This is a genomic window from Lactobacillus panisapium, assembly GCF_019469265.1.
GTDB lineage: Bacteria > Bacillota > Bacilli > Lactobacillales > Lactobacillaceae > Lactobacillus > Lactobacillus panisapium.
On sequence record NZ_CP048268.1, the window covers coordinates 120,001 to 137,987 of the forward strand.

Annotated in this window: 15 protein-coding genes, 1 tRNA gene and 2 rRNA genes (1 of these 18 running past the window's edge); 13 read left to right on the plus strand and 5 right to left on the minus strand. The window is 38.9% G+C overall.

Going from position 1 to position 17,987, the window contains the following annotated elements; translation table 11 throughout:
* The 3 genes from GYM71_RS00545 to GYM71_RS00555 all read left to right on the plus strand — a co-directional run.
* Positions 1-619: ribosomal RNA gene (locus tag GYM71_RS00545) — 23S ribosomal RNA — on the plus strand (it extends 2,289 nt beyond the left edge of the window).
* Positions 620-695: 76 nt separating this feature from the next.
* Positions 696-812 (plus strand): 5S ribosomal RNA (rrf, locus tag GYM71_RS00550).
* A gap of 11 nt (positions 813-823) precedes the next feature.
* Positions 824-896, plus strand: a tRNA-Asn gene (locus tag GYM71_RS00555).
* A gap of 95 nt (positions 897-991) precedes the next feature.
* Here GYM71_RS00555 and GYM71_RS00560 read toward each other — a convergent pair.
* Positions 992-1,918 (minus strand): LysR family transcriptional regulator, encoded by a 927-nt coding sequence (locus GYM71_RS00560; protein WP_103752709.1) that lies wholly within the window; start codon positions 1,916-1,918, stop codon positions 992-994.
* A 299-nt stretch (positions 1,919-2,217) separates the two neighbouring features.
* Between GYM71_RS00560 and GYM71_RS00565 the strand changes: the two genes are divergently transcribed.
* Positions 2,218-4,098, plus strand: coding sequence for a flavocytochrome c (locus GYM71_RS00565; protein WP_220221159.1), 1,881 nt, complete (start codon positions 2,218-2,220; stop codon positions 4,096-4,098).
* Positions 4,099-4,171: 73 nt separating this feature from the next.
* On the opposite strand, the gene citG is transcribed toward GYM71_RS00565, so the two are convergent.
* From citG to GYM71_RS00585, 4 genes are read right to left on the minus strand one after another with little or no spacing between them, the layout of a single operon-like run.
* Positions 4,172-4,993 carry a triphosphoribosyl-dephospho-CoA synthase CitG gene (citG, locus tag GYM71_RS00570; RefSeq protein ID WP_220220505.1) on the minus strand — a complete coding sequence of 274 codons (822 nt, stop codon included), beginning with the start codon at positions 4,991-4,993 and terminating at the stop codon, positions 4,172-4,174.
* Between the two features lie 5 nt (positions 4,994-4,998).
* Positions 4,999-5,754 carry a nitronate monooxygenase gene (locus GYM71_RS00575; RefSeq protein WP_220220506.1) on the minus strand — a complete coding sequence of 252 codons (756 nt, stop codon included), beginning with the start codon at positions 5,752-5,754 and terminating at the stop codon, positions 4,999-5,001.
* 54 nt (positions 5,755-5,808) lie between these two features.
* The gene (locus tag GYM71_RS00580) at positions 5,809-5,994 is read right to left on the minus strand and encodes a nitronate monooxygenase (RefSeq protein ID WP_220220507.1); all 186 of its coding nucleotides are present in this window, start codon (positions 5,992-5,994) and stop codon (positions 5,809-5,811) included.
* A 28-nt stretch (positions 5,995-6,022) separates the two neighbouring features.
* The gene (locus GYM71_RS00585) at positions 6,023-6,934 is read right to left on the minus strand and encodes a LysR family transcriptional regulator (protein ID WP_220220508.1); all 912 of its coding nucleotides are present in this window, start codon (positions 6,932-6,934) and stop codon (positions 6,023-6,025) included.
* Positions 6,935-7,285: 351 nt separating this feature from the next.
* Between GYM71_RS00585 and GYM71_RS00590 the strand changes: the two genes are divergently transcribed.
* The 9 genes from GYM71_RS00590 (at position 7,286) to GYM71_RS00630 (ending at position 17,973) form a co-directional block, all read left to right on the plus strand.
* Entirely contained in the window at positions 7,286-8,536 is a 1,251-nt protein-coding gene (locus GYM71_RS00590; RefSeq protein ID WP_220220509.1) for an acyl-CoA dehydrogenase family protein, read from the plus strand.
* 89 nt (positions 8,537-8,625) lie between these two features.
* Positions 8,626-9,870 (plus strand): CaiB/BaiF CoA transferase family protein, encoded by a 1,245-nt coding sequence (locus GYM71_RS00595; protein ID WP_220220510.1) that lies wholly within the window; start codon positions 8,626-8,628, stop codon positions 9,868-9,870.
* A 9-nt stretch (positions 9,871-9,879) separates the two neighbouring features.
* On the plus strand, positions 9,880-11,025 hold the full coding sequence (locus GYM71_RS00600; RefSeq protein WP_220220511.1) for an acyl-CoA dehydrogenase family protein: 1,146 nt from the start codon (positions 9,880-9,882) through the stop codon (positions 11,023-11,025).
* 14 nt (positions 11,026-11,039) lie between these two features.
* Entirely contained in the window at positions 11,040-11,777 is a 738-nt protein-coding gene (locus tag GYM71_RS00605; protein WP_220220512.1) for an adenine nucleotide alpha hydrolase family protein, read from the plus strand.
* A gap of 4 nt (positions 11,778-11,781) precedes the next feature.
* Positions 11,782-12,702: an electron transfer flavoprotein subunit alpha/FixB family protein gene (locus GYM71_RS00610; RefSeq protein ID WP_220220513.1), complete on the plus strand. Its 921-nt coding sequence runs from the start codon at positions 11,782-11,784 to the stop codon at positions 12,700-12,702.
* 9 nt (positions 12,703-12,711) lie between these two features.
* Complete coding sequence (locus tag GYM71_RS00615) at positions 12,712-14,229, plus strand: class I adenylate-forming enzyme family protein (RefSeq protein WP_220220514.1); 1,518 nt, start codon at positions 12,712-12,714, stop codon at positions 14,227-14,229.
* Positions 14,230-14,679 carry an acyl-CoA thioesterase gene (locus GYM71_RS00620; protein ID WP_220220515.1) on the plus strand — a complete coding sequence of 150 codons (450 nt, stop codon included), beginning with the start codon at positions 14,230-14,232 and terminating at the stop codon, positions 14,677-14,679.
* A 306-nt stretch (positions 14,680-14,985) separates the two neighbouring features.
* Positions 14,986-16,179 (plus strand): MFS transporter, encoded by a 1,194-nt coding sequence (locus tag GYM71_RS00625; RefSeq protein ID WP_220220516.1) that lies wholly within the window; start codon positions 14,986-14,988, stop codon positions 16,177-16,179.
* Between the two features lie 24 nt (positions 16,180-16,203).
* Positions 16,204-17,973: an FAD-dependent oxidoreductase gene (locus tag GYM71_RS00630; protein ID WP_220220517.1), complete on the plus strand. Its 1,770-nt coding sequence runs from the start codon at positions 16,204-16,206 to the stop codon at positions 17,971-17,973.
* The last annotated feature ends 14 nt before the right edge of the window (positions 17,974-17,987 follow it).

The following is a 17,987-nucleotide window of genomic DNA, read 5'->3' on the forward strand; positions in this document are numbered from 1 at the left end:
GGCGCCCAAAGGTTCCCTCAGAATGGTTGGAAATCATTCACAGAGTGTAAAGGTATAAGGGAGCTTGACTGCGAGAGCGACAACTCGAGCAGGGACGAAAGTCGGGCTTAGTGATCTGGTGGTACCGCATGGAAGGGCCATCACTCAACGGATAAAAGCTACCCTGGGGATAACAGGCTTATCTCCCCCAAGAGTTCACATCGACGGGGAGGTTTGGCACCTCGATGTCGGCTCGTCGCATCCTGGGGCTGAAGTAGGTCCCAAGGGTTGGGCTGTTCGCCCATTAAAGCGGCACGCGAGCTGGGTTCAGAACGTCGTGAGACAGTTCGGTCCCTATCCGTCGTGGGCGCAGGAAATTTGAGAGGAGCTGTCCTTAGTACGAGAGGACCGGGATGGACATACCGCTGGTGTACCAGTTGTCTTGCCAAAGGCATAGCTGGGTAGCTAAGTATGGACGGGATAAGCGCTGAAAGCATCTAAGTGCGAAGCCCCCCTCAAGATGAGATTTCCCATACGAAAGTAGTAAGACACCTCAAAGACTAAGAGGTAGATAGGCTAGGAGTGGAAGAGCCGTGAGGCTTGGAGCGGACTAGTACTAATCAGTCGAGGACTTGACCACAGGCTCAAGCAATCTGGTAAGGTTTTGAGAATGGATTATATTTAGTTTTGAGTGTAAGAACTCAAGCAAAGAAAAGTACGGTGGCAATAGCAAGAAGGAAACACCTGTAACCATGCCGAACACAGCAGTTAAGCTTCTTCACGCCGAGAGTAGTTGGTGGGAGACTGCCTGCGAGGGTAGGAAGTTGCCGTGCTTTTTTAATATTCCGGCTTAGCTCAGTTGGTAGAGCGCTTGACTGTTAATCAAGATGTCGTCAGTTCGAGTCTGACAGCCGGAGCAAGTAAGAAAGAGGACTAATGATAGTCCTCTTTTTTTGTGCGGTTTTATAATTAAACTATTTGTACCAAAGTGATTTCTAGTAATTTTTATCGTCTACTTGATGCTGGGTTGAATTTTAAGATCGGTAAATGCCGTAATTAATCTTTGCAGGCCCTCAGTTTGATGGGATCTATGCTTAACGGCAATAAAATATTTAATTTGAATTAAGTTATTGTCAAGCGGAAGTAGATTAATGGGGGTTTGGGCCATTCGCTTAATAATACTGGCCGCAGAAATAGTTAATCCTACACCTTTGATTGCTAAGTTAGTGGTTGTTAAAATGCTGCTGCTTTCTAAGACAATGTTTGGTTTAACGTGAAATTTTTGAAAGGCCCCATTTACTTGCCGTCTAATTGCTGAATTGGCAGAACTAACAACGAATGGCTCCTGGAGAATATCTTTAATATCATATTCGTTAGGTTCTAAAATAAAGCGCCCCTTTTTAAAATAAGGCGACTTTGGCGATATGATGACGTAATAATTTTCGCCGCCATTGACGTAAAAATCTATTCCATGATTGAGTGATTCTGGTGTTTGTCCTAGATAACAATCAATTTCTTCATTTAAAAGTTTGGTTTCATTTTTACGAGGATAAGTTTCAGACAATTGAATTTTGATGTTGGGATTTTTGGCTAAAAAATCTGGTAGAAGTGCTGGCAAAAGAAAAGTTCCTAAGCTTTCTAATACACCAATTCGAATTACTTCCTTATTAGGCATGGAAAATGGGGTTAATTGCTCAATTAAAGTCTGATTATTAGAAATAGCCGTTTCGAGATATTGGTAATAAATAATGCCAGCTTCAGTTAATGTAAACGGTATTGTTTCACGATTAATTATTTTGGCCCCTAATTTGCGCTCTAGCCTCTTAATTAATTGTGTTAGATATGGCTGAGAAATGTATAACTCGTGTGCAGCTCGGGTAAAGTTGCTTTCTTTTAACAAGACATCGATATAATGCTGTAATATTTCTGGATCTTTCATCTATTTCCTCCAATAATATCTCAATTATATCTTACTCGTGGCTCAACAACTTGGGCAACTTAATATTACTTTACTCAATAAAAATAAGAGACCAATCATCAAAGCAAGTTCGTAATTAATTTAAGTTTGAAACTAACAGTTGGTGGTATAAACGATCAAAGGGACAAAAGTACCCGTCGACTTCTTTTTCCCAATAGCATTTTTGTTATGGCTTGCTTGCTATAAAACTATTTCACCTTGCGTATGAAACTTAGTAAAATTTAATTACTAAGTATTCAATAAGGAGGAAGCAAAGCATGATGAAACCAGGTACATATGATGTGAAAGCAAAAGGTCATGGTTCAAGCTTTATGCCAATGAAAGTCACACTTTCGGAAGATAGCATTAAAGATATTAGTATCGATTCTAGCGGTGAAACTAAGGGTGTCGCTGATGAAGTTTTTAAGCGTTTGCCCAAAGAAATTATTGCCAATCAAACTTTGAATGTTGATGCGGTGAGTGGTGCAACAATTTCCAGTCATGGTGTTGTTGATGGTGTTGCTCAGGCAATTAATGAAGCCGGTGGTGATGCGCAAGAATGGAAAGACCGTGCTAAGCCAGCCGTTATTGGTGGACAAGATCAGGTACTGGATACAGATATCGTTGTAATTGGTGCAGGTGGTGCAGGGCTTGCTGCAGCTGCTAGAACAATTCAAAACGGAAAAAAGGTTGTTGTGCTTGAAAAGTATCCTCAGATTGGTGGCAATACAACTCGTGCGGGTGGTCCACTTAATGCAGCGGAACCAGAATGGCAAAATCAATTTAAGGCTTTAGCTGGTGAAAAAGAAAGCCTAGAAAAATTAGCAGCAATGCCAATTGATGAAATTGACTCAGAATACCAAGAAGACTTCAAGAAGCTGCAAAAACAAATTAATGATTACGTTGAGTCGGGGAAAGATTACTTATTTGATTCAGTATTGCTTCACGAAATTCAAACTTATTTGGGTGGTAAGCGGACTGATTTAAACGGAAATGAAATTCACGGTAATTACGCTTTAGTAACTGAATTAGTTAACAATGTACTCGATTCTGTCAATTGGCTGACTGATTTGGGAGTTAAATTTGACCGCAGTGAGGTAACCATGCCCGTAGGTGCTTTATGGCGTAGAGGCCATAAGCCAGTTGAGCCAATGGGCTATGCTTTTATTAGTGTATTGGGTAAATGGATTGAAGAGCACGGTGCTACAATCTTGACCGAAACGCGGGCAACTCATTTAATTACTGAAAATAATTGCGTCACTGGTGTAATTGCTAAAAGTAATGATGGCAGCAAAGTGACAATTCATGCTCAAAAAGTAATTTTAACTTCTGGTGGCTTTGGTGCTAATACCAAGATGGTACAAAAATACAATACTTATTGGGAGCATATTGATGACGATATTGCCACAACTAATTCTCCTGCTATTACTGGTGATGGCATTGCTTTGGGGCAAGAAGCTAACGCCGATTTAGTGGGCATGGGCTTTATTCAATTAATGCCAGTTTCCGATCCAAAAACGGGTGAATTATTTACTGGTATCCAAACACCGCCAGAAAACTTTATTATGGTTAACCAAAAGGGTGAACGTTTTGTAAATGAATTTGCGGAGCGTGACACCTTGGCTAAAGCCGCAATTGCCAATGGAACGCTTTTCTACTTAATTGCTGATGAAAAAATTAAGAAAACGGCTTATAACACAACCGAAGAATCTTTAGAGGCACAGGTAAAAGCCGGAACTTTATTGAAAGCCGATACGCTTGAAGAATTAGCACAAAAAGCCGGTATGGATCCAGATACTTTAGTTAATACTATTAAAAAGTATAATTCTTACGTAGATTCAGGCGAGGATCCTGAATTCGGCAAGAGTGCGTTCAACCTTAAATGTGAAGTAGCGCCATTTTATGCTACACCGCGTAAACCCGCTATTCATCACACAATGGGTGGTTTAAAGATCAATCCGAAAGCACAAGTTATTAATAAAGACGGGCAAGTAGTTGATGGTTTGTATGCTGCGGGTGAAGTTGCAGGTGGATTACATGCTGGTAATCGTCTAGGCGGTAATTCGTTAGCAGATATCTTTACGTTTGGTCGAATTGCAGCTGATACGGCATGTGATGAAATAAAAGACACTGATGTGGCTACAGGCGCTTCACAGCATTAATTGCAATCAACTTTTCTGACAAAAATAAATAATAGTTAACCAATTAGGCTAACTATTATTTTTTTATTTTAAATTATAAGTAATTCCGTTCAAGTGCCATAAAAATAGTCACAATTAACAAGTCTGCACAACCACCCAAGCTGTAATTTTTTTCTAGGCATTCTTGGTTGAATTCTTGTAAGTATTTTTTCCCAGCGGCAGAATTGTAGCCGCCTAGCTTTAAGTAACTAGTGGCCTTATTTTGAAGCCAATTAATAATTTCGTAGTTGCCAGCTCGCTTGATTAAATTGCTATCAACAGTTACCGTAGCGATTTTCATTAGGGTATCTAACAACTTAGTTTGAAGACTTCCTGTCCGCTTTTTTAAGAACGGTAGGGCTACATCGCGGACAATTGGATAGCCCAGTTCAGCTTGCTCACGTGCACCGCCCGCACCATATTGCTGAAATTCTTTTTCTCCTGCAGTTTTTAACTGATTATTTAGTTTTAAGTCGTGTTCAACTAAGCCGGTACACATTTTTTTAATCGTAGTAAAAATTTCAGTTTGATTTTTTTGGCAATAGCTTTCAGCACAGACAAAAATTCCTAAAGCAAAAATTGCACCTTTATGCGTATTAATACCATTAGTAGCCTGAAACATGTCTTTTTCAGCAGCTATTCCTTTTTGCCGCAATTTAAAAAACATTTCCGTTAAGTCTGCTGCTTTAAAATCATGGCCAATATTAAACGCAGCAGTAAAGTAGTTAGTTAAACTCAAGCTGCTATCAATGAAAGTATAGATATTCATATCCTGATGCGGTCCTGGACTTAGCGGGTCGACAAGACCAGGCTTAGGAAGGGTGACAACTTCATATAAAAGAGCTCGAGTGGCATTTTGGGTAATTGAATTATTCATAAAGATCACTTTTGACTATTATTTATCTGATTGACAATTTCTTTAACCGATTGGTTTACAGTAATAAAATCAATATCTTCGGCAATATCAGTATACCCCAGATTAAGGTCGCCTTTCAGCATCCCGTTGATTAAACCCTGGTAACCGTGAGATGCAGCAGTAATTTGGGTAGCATCTATCCCGGCAGCAGTCATTTTAGCTAAGTGATTAGGCAATTTTCCCGGTAATGAAAAAATCGTCCGGTTGTTTAATTTGAAGGAAACCAAATCCGAATTTTTGGCTTTGATCAACGCATTTTTAATAGACGTAGCTGTGGGCGCTTCTTCACTAGCGGCAAAAACAGTTTTGAGAAAGACGCCTTGTGCACCACAAGCTAAAGCGTGAGTTAAGGCCTTAGGATTAGCGGTATCACAGCCAGCTAAGACGGGAGTGGCTTGCGCTTCATGGACAAATTCTGGCAGTCCTTCTTTTTGCGGATAAATAAGAATATCAATTCCATTTTTTTGCGCTTGTTTTACCCTATCAGTCTGGGAGACAACTTGCATAACTTTAATCCCATTATGGTGAAGTAATTGGACCCATTCTTTTGAAGCAATTTGACCAAATCCCTCAAAAAGAGCAATGGTAAGTCTTCTTTTGCGCATTAATTCTACAAGTTCCATTGCCGTATGATCTTGCTCAGGTATGCTGGCACTACTAGGAATTTCAATGGCAAATGGGCGAAAGGTATGAGCTAAGACATAGTCTATTTGTTCATTCATCAAATTTCTTTCCTGCATTGCGTCAAGGATATAATTGTTGCCAGCTTTGCCAACTTAGTCGCTACTACTTGCCGAGGCTCCTGTTAGCGCATCAGGTGCGTGATAACCGGCATTAATTCCCAGAATTCCTAATGAACCTGCTTCTGAAATGGCGGCAATCAGTTTACCATTGGTTAGCGTGTGAATAGGCTCTTGGACAATTGGTAAATTAACCCCTAATAATTGACATAATTTATTCATCTGAAAATGTTGCACCTCCTCCAATCAATTAGACCGGAATATTATCAACCATTTCTTGAATTTCTTTTTTACGGCTTTTAATAAAATCAAGAAAATCAATGATTTCTGGTGAAAAGTTTTGGTTAGAATCATAGACCAAGTACACCTGGCGCGTATTTTTAGGTAAATCGAGCTTAATTGTGTGAATGTTAAAACCACTAAGATAGATCGTTTTAGCCACTACCCCGACGATATCATTTGTAAGAACCTGACCAGCAATAGCCAATTCATCATGTAAACGATTAGTAATGCGTAAATCTGATGCGGTAGCTAATAAGGCATTAGTGATGTCTTTGCCAATTTGAATCTTTTTTGAATAGGTAATAATTGATTCACCCTGCAGCTCTTCTGGGGACATTTCCGTAATTTTTGCCAGTTCGTTTTCTTGTGAAACGATGGCAATAATTTCTTCAGTATAAAGTGGAACATAAGTAAAATCACTGAATTCGGGCACATAAGAACAGATGCCGATATCATACCAGCCATTTTTAATGCCTTCGCAAATTTGATAAGAAGGGTTGTCGTGATAAATAAAATGAGGTGCAATGCTGCTTTCTTGTTGATATTGTTTGGTCAAGTTAGGAAGCAAGATTCCAATTGCGGTAGGGATGCCAGCAATATGAATGTTACCTTTGTCTTGACTAATTTTTTGCTCAATTTTCTTTTTACCATGGTCAAGGGTGGCCAAAGATTTAGTAACCGTATCGTAAAAAATACGTCCATAGTCGGTTAATTGAACGTAGCGACCATTATGCTTAAATAGTTTACAATGCAATTCTTTTTCTAGTTGTTTGATTGATATTGAAAGAGTGGGCTGACTAATATATAAATTTTCAGCCGCTGTAGTGTATTGTTTTTGTTCTGCCAATTCACGAAAATAGTAAAGTTGATTTAAATTCATGATAGTACCTCAAAAAATATGTGATATTCACTACCTAATAATAGATGCTATACCTTATTTAATAAAAACGCTTTCACATTTTTTAATATATTAATTGGAAAAATTAATATATTAGCTTAATAACTGAGCGCGTTGTAATTTAGCTGATAAATTTACCGGACGATTTAAGAAGTTAGCAATAATCTTTGTCATTTTAACAAAACTTCCGCCAAAATAATGGCAAAAGTATTTATAAAACTAATAAAAGTAACTTTGTTATCAATTTTACAAAGGCAATTTTTGTCAACATAATACACTTGTCAATTAAGAGTGCTTTCAAAAAACTTCAGAAAGTAAAAAGGAGATTGTATTATGACTGAACAAAAACAATTGCATGTATTACCACCATATGAAGAAACACCAATTATGCATAAGGCTAAGCCAGGCGAGTCGATGACCGACGAAGACTTTGCCAATTACGTTAAAGAAATTAGACATTTGGCCCAAAATGAATTTGACCGTATGACTAACTATATTGAAGAAAATCGTAAGTTTCCACAAGACTTTTTCCCAATAGCAATTAAGCATGACCTGTATCGCTTTGCATTGCCAAAACAATATGGTGGTTGGGGTTTAAGTGAAAAACAAATTCTACAAGTACAAGAAGAATTTTCTCGTACTCAAGGTGGTATTAGGATGCACTTGCACCATGCTTCTGACATGAATTGGCGAATTATTGATAATTTTGGTAGCCAAGAATTAAAAGATAAGTATATGGATAAATTTCAGGACAAATCAATTTATGCCAATTTTGCCTTAACTGAAAAAAGCGGTGGTACGGGTGCAGATTTGCATACCTTGGCTGTTAAAGACGGCGATGACTGGGTAATTAACGGGGAAAAGACGCTGATTTCTCATGCAGATGTAGCTGACTTTACTTATCTAATCGTTGTTACTGATCCTGATAAAGAAGGTGATGAGCGTTTATCTGCATTCTTTGTCCCAACAAATACACCCGGATTTGAAGCTAATGAAATGCCACTGATGATGGGGTGCCGCGGTGCTGGTCATGCCGACTTAAAGTTTACAGATATGCGCGTGCCAGACAAATTTATGTTGGGTAAACGTGGCGAAGGAATGAAAGTTGCAATCTCTTCGCTATCATTATCGCGTGCACATATTGCTGATTCTAACTTAGGAATGGCTCAAAGAATGTTGGAGATGTCGATTGCATACTCTAAAGACCGGGTAACTTTCGGTAAGCCATTATGCAAGCGGCAATCAATCATTTTTGAAATTGCCGACATGGGTGCTAAAGTTCATGCACTTAGATTAATGTTATGGGACTTAGCTAAAGATTACGATGAAGGCAAGGATATTACTAAGAAGGCGTCATTAGCTAAACTTGAAAGTATTAATACTGTTAAGCTGGTTTCTGATTATATGTTAGAGATTTTTGGTGGAATTGGCTACTTCCAAGACAATCCTTATGGCCCAGCTGAACGGTTATACCGCGATTGCCGGGCAATGTGGCTTGAGGAAGGACCACGTTCGGTTCAGCGTTTAACAGCAGGGAGATTACTGATCAACGATAGTGGTCAGACACCAATTACTAGTTTATAAACCGATATTCTAACTTGGGAGGGCTGAAGCTAATAAATTAAATTATTAGTTCCAATCCTCTTTAATTATAACTAATGCGGAGATAAAAAATGGCTGATGAAATATTAAAGGGAATCAGAGTTATTGATTTGACGCAATTTTTGGCTGCACCAACTGTTGGCAGGGTGCTTGGCGAATGGGGTGCTGATGTAATTAAAATAGAAGCTCCCAAAGGTGATGCTGGGCGAACCCAAGGTGCCGTTTTTGGCATGAAATATGAAGATGATGAAAATTTGGGCTTTGATGTTTCCAACATGAACAAGCGTTTTGTCACTTTAAATATGAAGACACCAGATGGGATGCAAGTATTCAAAGACTTACTTAAAACGGCAGATGTTTTTCTTACTTCAGTACGGACCAAAAGCTTGGCACACATGGGAATTACCTGGGAAGAACTGCATCAGGAGTTTCCTAAACTAGTTTTCGCCCAGGACCGTGGTTACGGCGAATTTGGTCCTAAGAAAGATGCAGCGGGTTACGATGCAACTGCTTATCAAGCACGTGGCGGTGTTCAAGGCACAACGGTTGATAAGGGCGGCAATCCTTACAATCCCGTAAATGGCTACGGTGATTTTCAGGTGTCAATGACTTTGGCGGCAGGAATCTGTGCTGCTTTACTTCAAGCACAAAGAACCGGAAAAGGTGACAAAGTCGTGGTTAATTTGAACCATGCAGCAATTTTTATGCAAAACATTGCAATGGTATCTGCGCAATACGGTAATGTTTATCCTAAAAGCCGGCGAGAAGTCACTAATCCATTCAATGATACTTATAAAACTGCAGATGACCGGTGGTTTGTTCTATGTGTTCCAGAATATGATCGTGACTTTGATAAAGTGATGCACGATATTGGCCGTGACGATGTTTGTGGCGATAAGCGCTATAACAAGATGGATACATTGAATGCAAATGGTACTAGTAGCGAAGTGATAGCTATTTTGGAAGATGCATTCAAGCAAAAGCCATTAGCATATTGGATCGATTTATTTGGCAAAGAAGACTTGCCCCTTGAGGCGTGTCAAATTCCAACAGAAATCTACCAGGATCCTGAGGCGCTTGATAATGATGAGATCCGATTAATGAAATTTCCATCTGGTGCTAAACGTTATATCCCAACCAATCCAGTTCGATTTGCTTCACAAGGTAAGCCAACCTTAACGCCTTCGCGTGCACAAGGATCTGATACGCGTGAAGTTTTAAAAGATGAACTTGGCTATAGTGACGCAAAGATTGCGGCAATGATTGCATCAGGTGCAGCTAGTGGTGTGCGGCATTTAGATGAGCCGCTTAAATAGGTGAAATAGATGACATTACAATATACACAAGCACAAAGAGAATACATTCACTTGGCACAGGAATTTGGTGATCGTTATCTTAGCCCTGAAATTATTAAAAAATATGATCAGGAAGGCGATTGTCCAGTAAGCCTATTTAAACCGGCAATCAAAATGGGACTTCATATGCTTGAAATCCCCAAAGAATATGGCGGCGCAGGGCTTTCATATGAAGATTCTGCCTTAGTTTTTGAAAAAATTGCGGAATATGATGCAGGTTATGCGTTAACTTTAATTACCTCCTTTGTTGCACTGCGGTGTGTAATGTTAGCTGGAACTGAAGAGCAAACGCGTGAATTTGCCCGAATAATTGAAGATGGTAAATTCGCCGCATTCACAATGTCAGAAGCCGATGCGGGCTCTGACGCGGGTTCGGTAAAAGCAACTGCAGTTCGTCATGGTGATGAATATATTCTCAACGGTAATAAGGCATTTGCCACAAATGGTGGTATCGCAGATATCTTTATTGGTATCTTCAGGACTTCTGATAATGGCAATCACGGGCTATCTGCTTTTATGATTGATCGCCATAGCCCTGGAATATGGGTCGGAAAACACGAAGATAAAATGGGGTTGCGATTATCAAATACTGTTCCCTTAGGATTTAAAAATGTTCATGTTCCAGCTAAAAACTTGCTAGGTAAAGAAGGACGGGGAATTAATATTGCGTTAAACAGCTTAAATTTGTCTCGTGCCTATGTTTCGACCTTAACTGTCGGTATTATGCAGCGAGCACTGTCTGAAGCAGCAAAATATGCTAATGAACGGCAGCAATTTAACCAGCCAATAGCGCAGTTTGAATCCGTCCAGAATATGTTAGCAGATATGGCAACGGCAGTTGAAACGTCTCGGCTGCTTGTCAACAATACGATGAAAATGATGGACAATAACCTTTCAGTTCGTCAAGAAGGTGCAATGACTAAACTTTTTGTTACGGACACGGCACAGAAGGTAACTTCGGACGCAGTCCAGATTTTAGGTGGATATGGCTATACTCGTGCGTATCCAGTTGAAAAACTGATGCGTGATGTTAAAGGATTCCAAATTTTGGAAGGAACTAATGAAATCCAACGAATGACTATTGCCCGTGAGGTCAGTAAGAATTATTTAGACTAAGTGGGGGAATTCAAATGAAAATTGCAGTGATTGCAAAAGCAACGGTAAATTCAAAAACGTATACTTCGCATCATAAACAAGTGACTTATCATTCTAATAACTTATTTTTGAGTGAGGAAGACAAAAGTGCACTAGAGTATGCTCTGCAGCTGATTGAACAAGACGGCGGCACAATTGATGCCTATACTTTTGAACAAGACCAGGTAGCTGAAAGGGTTCTACATGAAGCACTGGCTTTAGGTGCTAATAAAGCAATTAAGATTACTGCGGGTGATGTTAACGATCCTTTGCAGCAAAACCATATTGCGCAGGAATTTGTCCACTACCTAAAAGAGCAAGATAAGAATTACGATTTAATATTGACAGGATGTACAGGCTGGACTGAATTAAGTGCAATGATTGCGACGCAATTAGGGTCAAATTACTATGATCATCTTTCAGCAATTGATGCAGGACTTAATTTTGAAATGAAATTGGAGCAAGGCGCAATTACTGGCAAGTGCAAATTACCAGCTGTTATAACCGTTTTAAGTTCAGTTAGTGTTAGTCATTTAGCAGGCTTTTCTGCTTTAAATCAGGCCATTAACACAAGTATTACAGCCGTTTCCTTTAACAAATTGCCTAAGCAAAAAACTAGTTCGATTATAGCTAAGGATAAACGACCGCAAAAAGAAATTTTTGATTTAACTGAAGACCCCCAAGCTACACAGAAGTTAGTTGCTGCGTTGCGCCAAGACGGAATATTGAGGTAGAAAAATGACATCAATCTATTATATTCAAGTAGAAGATCGAAATAGTATGGATGGCAACCGCAGCAATACTTTAGCAGGTTTAAAGAATAATTTTGCTGGTGAAAAAGAAGTACTTGTCTTTTCAAATCATGCTACAGAAATTACAGAAAAGTATGCTCAATCCGGAGTTAAAACAACAATTTATCAAAATGATGCTTATACAATTGCTAACTTTGATGCTGTTTTAACAAAGCTAAAACAGATATTCAGAAGCAAAACAGATTATTTGCTGGTCTTTGATAATGATAGTTTGGGTAGTAGTCTAGGAAGCAGGATTGCTGCCTTACTTGATATAACTTTTGTTGCAGATGCCAAAAAAATTACTGAAACACCGAACTTGACGGTTACGCAAGATATTGGTGCTACTAGTGCCAAGCGAGTTATTCCCTTAGCTAAACAAGCGGTGATTACGTTTTCGTGTAATGGCGTTGCAGCGAATGAACCGGCTAAAGTTGATGTGAGCAGTTGGTCGCTAAATGAGCAAACAAAGCAGCAGTATCGCCAAGCAAAAACTGCGGGCAATGGACTGGCTTTTGCTAAGGTAGTGTTAGCTGGTGGTAAGGGATTAGGTTCACAGCAGCAGTTTAAGCCGTTGATGAAGTTAGCCCAAAAATTGAATGCCAGTGTTGGCGCCACTAAAGCAGTAACTGATTTGGGTTGGCTTAGTCCGGAACGCATGATTGGCATTTCTAATTTGACGGTCAAGCCAGATGTCTACTATGCTTTTGGCATTTCCGGTGCTGTCCAGCATACTAGTGGAATGAATAAATCAAAGCAAGTAATTGCAGTCAATACTGATCCAGAAGCACCGATTTTTAAATTAGCTAATTATGGCATTGTTGGGGATGCAAACAAAGTTATTAGCCAACTGAATGATCTTTTGTAAGGCGAAAAAATGAATGTTAACGCTAAGATAGCAACCGTTAAGGAGCTATGGAACTGGCGTTTACGCCAGAGTCGACAAAAAGTATTTGTAATTGAAAATGATCAGCAATATAGCTACGGTGAGATGGCCAAGTTAGTTGCGGCTAAAATTAAGTTACTGAAAGCATGTCGAATTGGTCAGGGCGATTTGGTTGCACTGCAGTTTGAGCTTGATGTTGAAAATGTTGCTACTATTCTTGCGTGCATTGAACTTGGGGCGGTGATAAATCCACTGAATCCGCATTTGGACATTACCGAAGTTGAAAACTTAGTGGAAAGATTTCAACCTTGTGCAATTATTTCCCAAGCTTCGGTTCGTGGACGAGATACCATTAGCAACTTTAAACACTTAAAGCATTATCAAGTTGAAGTAAATGGTGATCTAAAAATTTTTACCAGAATAAAGCACGGTATTAGTCCTTTTACTAATAAAACAGGGGCTAGCGCACCAGTGATTGTAATTAATACATCTGGAACCAGTGGTCTGTCAAAAGGCGTGGTCTTATCTAATCAAAATGTTTTGGCTGCAGAAATAGGCTATAATGCTGCTTTCGGTATTAATAAGCATGACATGACTTTATTAGTTTCGGGACTTTACCATGCCATTGGCTTTCACCACGGATTAATTTCAGCAATGATGGCTGGAAGCACTATGGTTTTAATGAAACATTATCAAGTTGATGAAGTGGCTAAATTGTTACTGCGGCTGCCGATTACTTGTATTGATAGCTTGCCAACTATTATGTATGATTTGCTTTTCCACGTTGCAAATATCGGACAGCTAAGAATGCTAATTTGTGGCGGTGATAAGATCAAAACTAGTCTGTTAGTCCAAGCAAAAAAGCGCAATATTCCACTTTATAATTGTTACGGATTAACAGAAGCAGTTCCGTTTAGTTACACGCCAAGCAATTATTTTGCGGAACATCAGGCTATGACGACAGCGGTAACACCAATAACTGGTGTCAAGGTTCGAATCGTTAAGAAACAGCACGTTGTCGAACAAAAAGATGTTCAAGGAATAATTGAAGTTTGCGGGCCAGTAGTGTTTCAGGGCTATCTTAATAATCCTGAGAAAACGCGTGAAGCTTTTGATCATGGCTGGCTGATAACAGGTGATTTAGGTCATTATAATAGTGACGGTCTTTTTGAAATTGATGGTCGCAATAGCGATAAGATAATTCGTGGCGGTGAAAATATTTCTGCAGCGTTAGTTGAAGAAAAAATCAAAAGCTGTCAAAATATTAAGGAAGTAGCCGTTTTAGGCGTGCCTGATGACCGGCTAGGACAAAGAATTGGCGCAATCATTGTTTTAAATCATAGTCAGCTGGCGCTAAATAAAACTAAGCTGCTTGCTGAATTACAAGAACAGCAAGTTGATAAAAAACTATGGCCAGAAAAAATTTTGATAGTCGATTCTTTACCTAAAACAGCCAACGGCAAAGTAAAAAAATATTTATTACGAAAACTGCTGGAAGGCAAGAAGTAAATGGAAGATAATTTTTTTAAACGACAAATGGCGGATTATTTTATTACGCCCAAAATGCTAAATCACATGAATATTACACATGGTGGCACACTACTGGATAATGCCGATTCGGCAATGGGGATGTTTGCTAACTCATACTGTCATACGAGAACACTTACTGGCCGAATTGATAAGTTTATTTTCCACAAAAAAAGTTATGTGGGTGATCATATTAGTTTTTGTGTTAGTTTGCTTAAAACAACTTCCAAAACGATGACTATCTACGCTGAGATTAATCGGCTGGCAATCGATGATTCAAGCACGGAGCTAATTGGAGAAGCTGTGTTTACTTATGTTGCAGTGGATGAGAAACTGAATCCGATTGCTGGCTCAATTGAGCAGTATCATCCACAGGATCAAGAAGAGCAAAAATATCTTGCAATGATTAAAAAAAGATTTGGTATTAAATAATAAAATAGCGAGGTTGAAGGTAGAGATACTTCTCCTCGCTATTTATTTTTTTAACTAAAGTATTAAGATAAACTATAAAAATATCTGTTAAAGCGCATTCACGAGTGCAAAAACTACGATATTTACTTGTTTAAAACAACTTTCACAAAAAGATAGCAGTACAAGCTTTGCCATAAATCCCATTGTGGTAACGTTTTCTATTATAGTTATTAATAATAGCAAGCATGTTATAAACAATTATTCATAAAACATAAAATAGGTTATATTATTTGTGCTTATTAACGATTAATTTTGAAAGGTGAAGTTATGAAACAAGAAAAAAGTTACGCGGGAGTAGCAGCCTCTGTTTATTTACACTTTGCAGTTGTTGGTGCTGCAACGCTATTTATTAGCCAATATCGGCAAATTTTAGCTAGTTCGTGGCATGCCAGCGAGACTCAAGTATCATTGGTCATTGCTATGGTTGGATTGGGCAGAATTATTACGATTCTGTTTGCTGGAGCAATTTCAGATAAAATTGGGCGCAAGAAAACTTTACTAATTGCATTACTGAGTGATGCGGTTTTCTTGCTCGGAGCAGCTTTTGCTAGCAACATTTGGGTTGCTGGCATTGCGGCAATGTTTTTTGGTGCTACCAACTCATTTGGTGATACGGCTGGTTATCCGGCTTTAGCAGATGCATTTCCTACAAAAACAGCAACAATGAATTCTTTTGTTAAAGCGGCAATGCAAGTAATGCAAATGCTATTTCCATTTTGTGTCAAGCTAATTAATAATCCGCGGATAACAGCTTGTATTTTAGTATTAATAATTTTACTTGATGTTGTTATTACGCTTAAGACGGCTTACGCACCACAGGCTGTCGAAAAAAAGGATGATACAGGTGAAACTGAGACTCATTTAGCAGATGCTCAACAGCCCAAATTGGCGATTGACGGTTTAATGATTATTGCATTAGGCTTTACGCTTTGTTTTACGTTTTACATTTTTTCTTTATATGCACCATATTATGGTCAATACGTATTAAATCAGCCTGCCGCAAGTGCTAATCAATTAGTTTCTTGGTATTCAATTGCCTCCTTAATCTCAGTTTTTGTTACCTCAGCTTTAGTTACAAAAGTTAAACGGCTAAATCTGATTTTGGTTTACTCAATCATTACTGCTCTTGGATTACTGTTTATGATCATTAGTCCGTCATTAGTGGCAGGCGAAGTCGGTGCGCTAGCAGTTGGTTTCTTTACTGCTGGTGGTGTGTGGCAAGTTGGCTTATCAGTTCTGACATCATATTTCCCACAAAGCCACGGTAAGATTACCTCATACTATAGTTTTGCACCAGCCGTAGTTTACTTTGTTGCACCATTAGTTGCAGCATTTGTATTAAAAGCAAACGCTGCAAGTACTTTGATGGTGTTCTGGATTACTGCAATTATCACAATAATTTCTGTAGTATTAGCAGCAATTTTAATTGTTCGCAGTAAGAAATTTGCTATTAAAGGCTAATTAATAAAAAAGGTGAATTTATTTATGTCAGAAAAAATAATTAAAGCCCAGGCAATGGGACGTAATGGTCAAATTGATTTTGATATTGCTGTGGCCAATGATCGGATTGAAGATATCAAAGTAACTAAAAGTTCGGAAACGCCTGGTATTTTTAAACAAGTAGTTGGCAAACTCAAAGAAAACGTCATTAAAAATCAAAGTTTTGCTGTTGATGCCGTTTCTGGTGCATCAATTATGACCCAGGCAATGCTAGACTCTGGTAGTAAGGCGCTTAAGGAAAACGGTATTGCCATTCAGTCTGAATTACCAAAACCAGAGCACCGCGATGTAACTTTAGATGTCGATGTTGCAGTTATTGGTTCAGGAATGGCAGGTTTAATGGCTGCTGCGCGCGCCCTGGCGCTCGGAAAAAATGTCCTTGTGCTTGAAAAGAACGGTTATATTGGCGGTGCAACCATTCTTAATGGGTCAAATGTCGTTGGCACCGGATCAAAAGTTTCTGCTAATTTATTTGGTGAAGAAGCACAAAAAGATTCTCCAGCATTACTTGTAAAAGATATTACTCGTGAAAGTCGTGGAACCAATTACACAGAACTATCGCAGCTTTTAGCTAATAATATTGGTAAAGCAGTGGACTTCATCACAGAGTTTGCCAATCTTACCTATCAAAAAGCTGAAACGCAAACAATTGAGCATTCGGTCGACCGCCAAATTGAGATGCCATCAGAAAGTTCCTATGAATTAGTTTCAAAAGTCGCAGAAGCTTTTACGAAAAAAGGTGGAAAAATTCTACTTGAAACTAGGGTTGAACAACTGAATAAAGATGATCAAGGTAAGCTAGTTTCACTGGTTGCTGAAGGCAAGCACGAAACAGTAAAAGTTAATTTTAAATCACTTGTAATGGCAGCCGGTGGCTGGGGTGCACGTGATTATCGCGAGCATAAAACTAAAATTCCATACTATGGGCCAATGACTTCAACTGGTGATTATTTTGACTTTGCTCAAAATATGAATTTAGTAGCACGCAATCTTGACTGGTATAAGGTTTACCCACACGGTCTAGAAGTAGAACCGGGGATTGCAAAATTGACAACATATTCAACTAAAGAAGCTACTGATATGGGGGCTATTTTTGTTAATACCGATGGTAAGCGAATTGTAAATGAATCGGCACCTTATACTCATTTTAGGGATGCAATCGCTGCTCAAAAAGATAAAATTGCCTTTGTTGTTATGGATCAGCGAACTTGGGACAGGTTTTACGAATTATTGCTGAAATATGGTTTTACGGCAGATGAAGTTCAGGGCTTTTTTGCTCTTGACGGCAAAAAGAGTCCAATTTTAGTCAAAGGTGATTTACAAACAGTCGCGCAAAAAGCTGGTATTAACTACACTAATTTGCAGAAAACATTAACAGATTATGCTGATGAAGTTAAAGCCGGCAAGGATCATGAATTTAACCGTCCAGCTAAATTTATGCACGAATATGAAGGATCCACTTATTACGTGATTGAGCAAAAGCTCCGTTTTTGTACGACCTTAGGTGGCTATGAAACTAATAAGCAAATGCAACTGCTTGATCAGGAATTCAATCCTGTTGCTAATTTTTATGCTTCTGGTGAAATAGTTGGGGGAGCTAATGGTCATGATTCAATGCCAAGTATGATGAATTCGTGGAGTTATGCATCTGGATTTGTTGCGGGCACAGAAGCAGCAGATAATGCGAATTACCAGCGAATTTTATCGGCACCGGCAGAAAAAGCAGATACTGTATCTGGTGCCTCAGCTAAATAGATATTAAATAAGGA

Coding starts and splice junctions, on each gene's coding strand:
- GYM71_RS00560 (WP_103752709.1), bottom strand. CDS start 1,918: ATGAAAGATCCAGAAATATTACAGCATTATATCGATGTCTTGTTAAAA.
- GYM71_RS00565 (WP_220221159.1), top strand. CDS start 2,218: ATGAAACCAGGTACATATGATGTGAAAGCAAAAGGTCATGGTTCAAGC.
- citG (WP_220220505.1), bottom strand. CDS start 4,993: ATGAATAATTCAATTACCCAAAATGCCACTCGAGCTCTTTTATATGAA.
- GYM71_RS00575 (WP_220220506.1), bottom strand. CDS start 5,754: ATGAATGAACAAATAGACTATGTCTTAGCTCATACCTTTCGCCCATTT.
- GYM71_RS00580 (WP_220220507.1), bottom strand. CDS start 5,994: ATGAATAAATTATGTCAATTATTAGGGGTTAATTTACCAATTGTCCAA.
- GYM71_RS00585 (WP_220220508.1), bottom strand. CDS start 6,934: ATGAATTTAAATCAACTTTACTATTTTCGTGAATTGGCAGAACAAAAA.
- GYM71_RS00590 (WP_220220509.1), top strand. CDS start 7,286: ATGACTGAACAAAAACAATTGCATGTATTACCACCATATGAAGAAACA.
- GYM71_RS00595 (WP_220220510.1), top strand. CDS start 8,626: ATGGCTGATGAAATATTAAAGGGAATCAGAGTTATTGATTTGACGCAA.
- GYM71_RS00600 (WP_220220511.1), top strand. CDS start 9,880: ATGACATTACAATATACACAAGCACAAAGAGAATACATTCACTTGGCA.
- GYM71_RS00605 (WP_220220512.1), top strand. CDS start 11,040: ATGAAAATTGCAGTGATTGCAAAAGCAACGGTAAATTCAAAAACGTAT.
- GYM71_RS00610 (WP_220220513.1), top strand. CDS start 11,782: ATGACATCAATCTATTATATTCAAGTAGAAGATCGAAATAGTATGGAT.
- GYM71_RS00615 (WP_220220514.1), top strand. CDS start 12,712: ATGAATGTTAACGCTAAGATAGCAACCGTTAAGGAGCTATGGAACTGG.
- GYM71_RS00620 (WP_220220515.1), top strand. CDS start 14,230: ATGGAAGATAATTTTTTTAAACGACAAATGGCGGATTATTTTATTACG.
- GYM71_RS00625 (WP_220220516.1), top strand. CDS start 14,986: ATGAAACAAGAAAAAAGTTACGCGGGAGTAGCAGCCTCTGTTTATTTA.
- GYM71_RS00630 (WP_220220517.1), top strand. CDS start 16,204: ATGTCAGAAAAAATAATTAAAGCCCAGGCAATGGGACGTAATGGTCAA.